Here is a 6499-nt window from a genome sequence, read left to right on the forward strand (position 1 = left end):
AGGTCACGGCGGGGCGGCGATCGGCATGATGCGACTTCCGGGGCCCCCGGGAGATCGATAAAATTTGCCAACCGACAACGGTCGCCGACCGCGAAGGGAACCGCGTGAGTACCAGCGAGGCCGCTGTGCGAGAGCGCTTGACCAGGGCGCTCCAGGAACGCGGCGAGGAGATCGCCGATCGCTGGGTCGAGCTGCAGATGGAGCAGGGCCTGCTCGACACCGACATCGGGGAGGCCGAACTCCGCGAGGAGGGCGACGCCTTGATCGAGGCGCTGGTCCCGGGCCTGCGCAGCGGTGTGCCGGTGGACCGGGTGGTGACCTCCACGCCGGGGCTGCACGAGGCCGTGGTCGGGCTGTCCCTGCGCCGGGCGCGGGCCGGGGCCACCCCGACGGCGACCTCGCTCGCGGTGCTCGCGCTCAAGGAGGCGCTGCTGAAGGCGGTGCAGCGGGACACCCGGGACGCCGAGGAGCTGTTCGCCTCGGCCGTCTTCATGAACCGGCTGCTCGATGTGGCCGGGGCGCTGTCCTTCGAGACGTATGTGGAGGGCCGGGAGGAGATCATCCGCCGGCAGAGCCAGCAGCTGATGGAGCAGTCGACGCCGGTGGTGCGGCTGTGGCGGCAGGTGCTGGCCGTGCCGCTGATCGGCACGCTGGACACCGCCAGGACCCAGGTGGTGATGGAGAATCTGCTCCAGGCCATCCAGGACCATGAGGCGCTGGTCGCGATCGTCGACATCACGGGTGTGGCCACGGTGGACACCGCCGTCGCCCAGCACCTGATGCAGACCGTCAACGCGGTGCGGCTGATGGGCGCGGACTGTGTGATCAGCGGAGTGCGCCCCTCGATCGCCCAGACCATCGCCCAGCTCGGCATCGATCTGTCCACCATCCTCACGCGGGCGACGCTGGCCGACGCGCTGGCCGCCGCGATCAAGCTGATCGACGGGCCCGGGCCCGACGGTGATGAAGGAGACGGCCGGTGACCGGTCAGCCCCAGCCCGGCGTTCCGATTCTGCGACTGGGAGACGTCCTGGTCACCGGCCTGCTCAATGAGCTCGACGACCGGACCGCCATCGCCTTCACCGAGGAGTTGACCGAGCGGATCTCGGCCGAGGGCGCCCGTGGGGTGCTCATCGACATCTCCCGGCTGGAGGTCATCGACTCCTTCGTGGCCCGGACGCTGATGGAGCTGACCACGGTGGCCCGGCTGCTGGGGGCCCGGGTGATCGTGGCCGGGATGCGACCGCCGGTGGCGATCACCCTGGTGGAGCTGGGGATCGAGCTCGTCGGGGTGGAGACCGCACTCAATCCGGAGCAGGGCATGGCCGCGCTGGGGTGGCGTCAGGCCCCGCAGCCCCTGGAAGGGGCCCGACGTGGCACTGCCCGGTGAATTCACCCTCGCCTCCCGCGGGCCGAAGAGGCCCTCGCGGACGGATGGCCGGCGCCCGCCCGCGCCGGCCACGTATCCGGTGCGCACGGAGGAGGACCTGCTGACGGTCCGCCATGCGGTGCGCGCGGCCACCGTCGAGGTGGGTTTCGGCCTGGTGGACCAGACCCGGGTGGTCACGGCCGCCAGCGAACTCGCCCGTAACGCCTATGTCCACGGGGGCGGCGGCACGGTGACCCTGGAGTATCCGCGCGATCCCCGCGGACGGCGGGGGCTGCGGCTGGTCGTCAAGGACGAGGGGCCGGGAATCGCCGACCTCGACGCGGCGCTCACCGACGGCTTCACCACCGGCTCGGGCCTGGGCCACGGGCTGGGCGGCGCCCGGCGGCTGATGGATGAGTTCTCGGTGCGCACCGGCCCGGGTGAGGGCACGGTGGTGGTCGTCACCCGCTGGACGGTGCGGTGACCCATACGTTCACGGCGCCCACCGTCCAGGTGCGCGTCGACCACCGCAGCGCCGTGCATCTGGCCGCCGAGGCGGCGCGTGAGGTGGCCCGGGAGTGCGAGCTGCCTGGGGCGCTGCCCGACCAGGCGGCCGTGATCGCCTCGGAGTTGGCGACCAACCTGGACAAGCACGCCAGCGACGGCACGCTCTACGTCCAGCCGCTGCCGCTGGGCCACGGGGTGGAGATCCTCGCCGCGGACCGCGGCCCCGGTATGCACGACACCGAGCGCTGTCTCGCGGATGGCTACACCACCTCCGGAACGCTGGGGGTCGGGCTCGGCGCCGTCAAGCGGATGGCGACCCACTTCAGCATGCGCAGCGCCGACGGCACCCACGCGGGCACCTGGGCCTGCGCCCGGCTCACCGCGCCGGGCGAGCAGCGGCCGGAGTGGCAGGGGGTGGGCGCGGTCTGTCTGCCCGCCGAGGGGGAGGAGGGCTGTGGCGACGCCCGCGCGATCGTCGATACGGACTCCGCCCGCACCGCGGTCGTCCTGGACGGTCTCGGCCACGGCCGGCCCGCCGCCGAGGCGGCCCAGGCGGCGCTGCGCACCTTCCACGCCGACCCCGACCGGCCGCTGCCGGAGGTGCTCGCCCGGATGAACCGGGCCCTGCGGCACACCCGAGGGGCCGCCGTGGGCGTGCTGCGGCTGTACCCCGAGCACGCCGACTACTGCGGCATCGGCAACATCCGCGCCCTCGCCCTGACCCACGACAGCGTTCGGCACCGGCTGACCGGGCAGCCCGGTATCGTCGGCTGGGGAATGCCCACCCCCCGCGTCCACGACTTCCCGCTGCCCCAGGGCGGTACGGCGGTGCTGCACAGTGACGGTATCGACGCCCGCTGGTCGCTCGACCCGCCCCCGTCCGTGCTCCGCCTCCCGCCGCCCCTGCTGTCCGCCGCACTCGCCCATGGCCATCGCCGCGTCCGCGACGACGCCACGGTGCTCGCGGCCAGGTCCCCCTTAAGGCTTCCATGACGACGAGGAACCTCACCTGCGCCACGACGGCGGGGCTCAGCCGGGCCGTTCGGGCGCTGGCCCGGGAGCACACCCTGGACCCCGCGGTCCGGGCGCGCCTTGTGCTGTCCGCCGCCGAGGCCGCCGGGGCGGCGCTGCGGGCCGGGCGGGAGACGGGCCTCGAGTGGGCGTACGCCCCGGACGAGGGGCTGCTCACGGTGGTGCTGCGGATACCGGGCGGTACGGGTCCGGTGGCGGCGGATCTCCCGATGGCCCCCGACGCGGTGACCGAGGGCGAGGTGGTCTGGCGCCTCCCGGCGTCATCCCCGTCGGACGCCGCGGACGAGGCGCCCGACGAGGACGCCCTGGCCGCGGAGGAGCTGCGCGCGGTCGTGGCCGCCGCCGACGCGCTCACCTCCGAGCACCGCCGTCTCAAGGACGAACTCGCGGAGACCAACAGCGGGGTGCTCGCCCTCTACGTCCAGCTCGACGAGCGGGACAAGCAGTTGCGCACCGCGCACGGCCAGACCCTGCGGGAGCTGGAGGACGCGCTGCGTCCGCCGCCCATCAAGGCCGACGGTCTGGAACTCGCCGTGCACTACGAGCCGGCCGGCACCGACGCGCCGACCGGCGGGGATCTGTACGACTGGTTCGTGCTGCCCGACGGCACCGTCCACATCACCATCGTGGACGCGCTGGGCCATGGGGTGACCAGTACGCGCAGCGCGCTCAACGTCACTCACGCGGTGCGCACCCTGGCCCTGGAGGGCCACCGGCTCGAGTCGATCGTGGCCCGCACCGACGAGATCCTGCGCCCCTTCGACCGGTCGGTGATGGCCACCGTGCAGCTCGCCCGGATCGATCCGGCCACCGGTGAGCTGTGGCTGGCCAATGGGAGCCATCCGCCGGCGCTGCTGCTGCGCCGCGACGGGGCGGCCCGGTATCTGGAGGCCCGGGGGCGCGGAATCGGCTTTCCGCTGCCCGGCAGCGAGACCCCGCTGACCGAGCGGCTGGCCCCCGGGGACCTCCTCCTGCTCTACACCGACGGTCTCACCGAGAGCCGCCGGGACCCGATCGAGGGCGAGAAGCGCCTGATCGAGGCCGCGCACAAGCATCTGCGGAGCCCGACGGAGGAGGTCCCCGGCGCCATCGCGGAGGATATGCACACGGTGATCCTGCATCCGGATGACACCCTCGCGCTGGCGGTGCGGCTCACCGGTCAGTGATCGGCGGCCGGGCCGAGGCGCTGCCGCGGGATACGGCCCCGCCGGAGGTCCCGCTGACGGGGGACCGGAGGCGGGAGCGGGCGCTCGTCGTGCGGCTGGGCACGGACCAGCTGCTCGAACAGGGGACGCGCCGCGACCAGCGCCTCCCGCATCCGCTCCGTGGCCCTCTCGCCCTCGTGCACCCGCGCCGCCATGGCGTGCAGCCGGCGGTAGCCGTCGATCTCCTCGGGGTGACGGACGGACAGCGCGGCCATCCGCTTCTCCTCGGATTCGGCCGGATAGCCACGGTCGACGGCCAACGCGCCCAGCAGCCGGTCGGCTTCGCGCAGGGCCCATCCGGGGGAGTCCACGAACCGCTCCTGCAGGCCCGCCCACCGCGCCGCGTACTGCTCCCTGGCTTCCGAGGGCAGGCTTCGGACCGGCAGCTCGCCCTTGCGGCCCTGCCGCACCGAGGGGGCGATCACAAGGCCGGCCATGGCGGCCAGTGCCGCCAGCAGGATGATGAGCGTGACTGTTGACATCGCTGTGCCTTCCGCAGAGATTTTCCTCGCTCGAGGCTGGTATCACCGAGTGTTACCGGTGATATCGGCGGCAAACACGGCACCTTGGGATCGAGTCCCTCAATTCCCCGTGGGGATGGAGAGGATGGCGAGGTCACCGGTGCGGGTGAGGTGGGGGCGAACACCGTGAGTGATCGGAAAGAGGTCCGTTTTGTCGCGGTCCACGATGTCGCCGACGATGCGTCCGATCCGGATCGGGGTCCCGCCCCGGGCGGACTTATGGAGCGTCAGGGTCCAGCCGGCGGCACCCTCTTCGCCGTCACGGGCCTCCCGGATCCGCTCGTACGGGACGGTGAAGCGGAACCGTCCGCCGTCGAGCGCCGTGACCCCGGTGAGGAACGGGCGGGCCGGGCCCTTGGACGGGGTGGCCACCGCGGTCGGGGCGGCGTCGGGCCCGAAGCGCGCCCCGTGCAGGGTGCCTTCGATGGCGAGCCCCTCGGCGTCCAGGCGGATCACCCGGGCCTCGGCGTGCGCCGGGCGCCGCCAGGCGCGCAGGGCGAGATAGCCGTCGACGGTGGAGTAGGGGATCCACCAGGTGAACGGGGAGCCGGGCAGCGGCTCCAGGTCCAGCAGCCCGCGCCCCTCGGCGAAGCGGCAGCCGACCCGGCGGCGGACGCCGTCGGAGGGACGGACCACATGCAGATCCCAGCGGCCCTCGTCGAGATCGAGCGTCGCCCGGTCGAGCGTGGCCGTCCAGGGCGCGGACGGCGCGGCGCCGACCGGGGGCAGCAGCGGTACGCGGAAGGGGGGCTCGTCGCTCTTGCGGCGGGTGACGGTCAGTTCGAGCTCGCCGCCGTGCAGACCGGCGGGCTCCAGCAGCACCGACAGATTGCCCTCGGCGGTGACCCGGCAGGACGCGACGGGCCGCAGGGGCTTGCGGATCAGCTGTTTGACCGCGCCCTTGAGGGTGCCGGTCAGCGGCGCTCCGGCCGGCCGGCCCCGTAACGGCGCGGCCGTACGGCGCCGGTGGGCCGGGGCCGCGGTGGCACGGGCGGTGTGGAGCTCCTCGATGAGCCGCTCGTAGCCGGCCGCGACGCGCTCGGGTGCGTATCGCTCCGCCGAGATCCGGGCCGCCTCGCCCATCGAGCGGCGCAGTTCATCGTCCTCGATCAGGGTCAGCAGCCCCTTGGCGATCCCGTCCGCGTCGCCGACCGGCACCAGCAGTCCGTCCCGGCCATCGGTGATGATCTCGCCCGGACCGTGCGGGCAGTCGGTGGCGACCACGGGCACCCCGCAGTGCATCGCCTCGACGATCGTCATGCCGAACGACTCCTCGCGGGAGGTGACGGCGGCGATCGCGCCCTTGGCCCACTCGGTCTCGATGGGGGAGTGGGCGCCCATCAGGGTGATGTGGCCGGCCAGCCCGAGCTCGTCGATCTGGCGGCGCAGCGCGGGGAGTTGGGGGCCGCGGCCGTAGATGCGCAACCGCCAGTCGGGGTGTTTGGCGGCCACCGTCTCCCAGGCGGCCACCAGCAGGTCGTAGCGCTTGACGGGGATCAGCCGGCCTGCGGCCACGACGAGTTTGGCGCGGCCGTCGGAGGGCTCGATCCCGGTGGCGGGCACCCCGTTGGGCAGGGCGGTCAGCCGGGTGGTGACGCCGGGGAGGTGGGCCCGGTGGGTGGCCGCGTCGGCCTCGGAGACGGAGGTGTACGCGTCGAGGTGGGGGATGGCGGCGTCGCAGGCGGCGCGGATCTCGGCGCGGTGGGTGCCGTAGAGGCGGTGCTCCTGGCCGATCCGCAGGAAGCGGCCGGCGCGGCCGAGCGCGGCGAGATAGATGACCAGGCCGGGGCGGGTGGCGATGACGACATCGGCGTCGGTGCGGTCGAGGTACTCGGCGACGCGCTCGTCGGTGAGCGCGTTGAAGT

General features: G+C 73.5%; 7 protein-coding genes. 5 read left to right on the forward strand and 2 right to left on the reverse strand.

Translation table 11 applies throughout. The features are described from left to right. Positions 1–104 precede the first annotated feature (104 nt). From GWI24_RS38380 to GWI24_RS38400, 5 genes are read left to right on the forward strand one after another with little or no spacing between them, the layout of a single operon-like run. Positions 105–983 carry an STAS domain-containing protein gene (locus tag GWI24_RS38380; protein WP_210950663.1) on the forward strand — a complete coding sequence of 293 codons (879 nt, stop codon included), beginning with the start codon at positions 105–107 and terminating at the stop codon, positions 981–983. Next, positions 980–1390, forward strand: coding sequence for an STAS domain-containing protein (locus GWI24_RS38385; RefSeq protein ID WP_198269279.1), 411 nt, complete (start codon positions 980–982; stop codon positions 1388–1390). Before GWI24_RS38380 ends, GWI24_RS38385 begins: the two co-directional genes overlap by 4 nt. Then, complete coding sequence (locus GWI24_RS38390; protein WP_210950664.1) at positions 1374–1853, forward strand: ATP-binding protein; 480 nt, start codon at positions 1374–1376, stop codon at positions 1851–1853. The genes GWI24_RS38385 and GWI24_RS38390 overlap by 17 nt, the downstream gene beginning before the upstream one ends. Beyond that, a complete protein-coding gene (locus GWI24_RS38395) occupies positions 1850–2869 on the forward strand; it encodes a SpoIIE family protein phosphatase (protein ID WP_210950665.1) in 1020 nt (339 codons plus the stop codon). Before GWI24_RS38390 ends, GWI24_RS38395 begins: the two co-directional genes overlap by 4 nt. Then, entirely contained in the window at positions 2866–4074 is a 1209-nt protein-coding gene (locus GWI24_RS38400) for a PP2C family protein-serine/threonine phosphatase (protein ID WP_210950666.1), read from the forward strand. The genes GWI24_RS38395 and GWI24_RS38400 overlap by 4 nt, the downstream gene beginning before the upstream one ends. Here the strand turns inward: GWI24_RS38400 and GWI24_RS38405 are convergent. Together GWI24_RS38405 and GWI24_RS38410 are read right to left on the reverse strand one after the other, a co-directional pair. After that, complete coding sequence (locus GWI24_RS38405) at positions 4068–4595, reverse strand: hypothetical protein (RefSeq protein ID WP_210950667.1); 528 nt, start codon at positions 4593–4595, stop codon at positions 4068–4070. The genes GWI24_RS38400 and GWI24_RS38405 overlap by 7 nt on opposite strands. A gap of 99 nt (positions 4596–4694) precedes the next feature. After that, a partial coding sequence (locus GWI24_RS38410; protein WP_210950668.1) for a glycosyltransferase occupies positions 4695–6499 on the reverse strand: 1805 nt, incomplete at its 5' end.

It is taken from the genome of Streptomyces sp. MK37H (assembly GCF_018035285.1).
Taxonomy (GTDB): Bacteria; Actinomycetota; Actinomycetes; order Streptomycetales; family Streptomycetaceae; genus Streptomyces; species Streptomyces endocoffeicus.

What these genes read in the sequence shown, in the direction of transcription:
- GWI24_RS38400 (WP_210950666.1), top strand. Translation starts at nt 2,866, where the DNA reads ATGACGACGAGGAACCTCACCTGCGCCACGACGGCGGGGCTCAGCCGG.
- GWI24_RS38405 (WP_210950667.1), bottom strand. Translation starts at nt 4,595, where the DNA reads ATGTCAACAGTCACGCTCATCATCCTGCTGGCGGCACTGGCCGCCATG.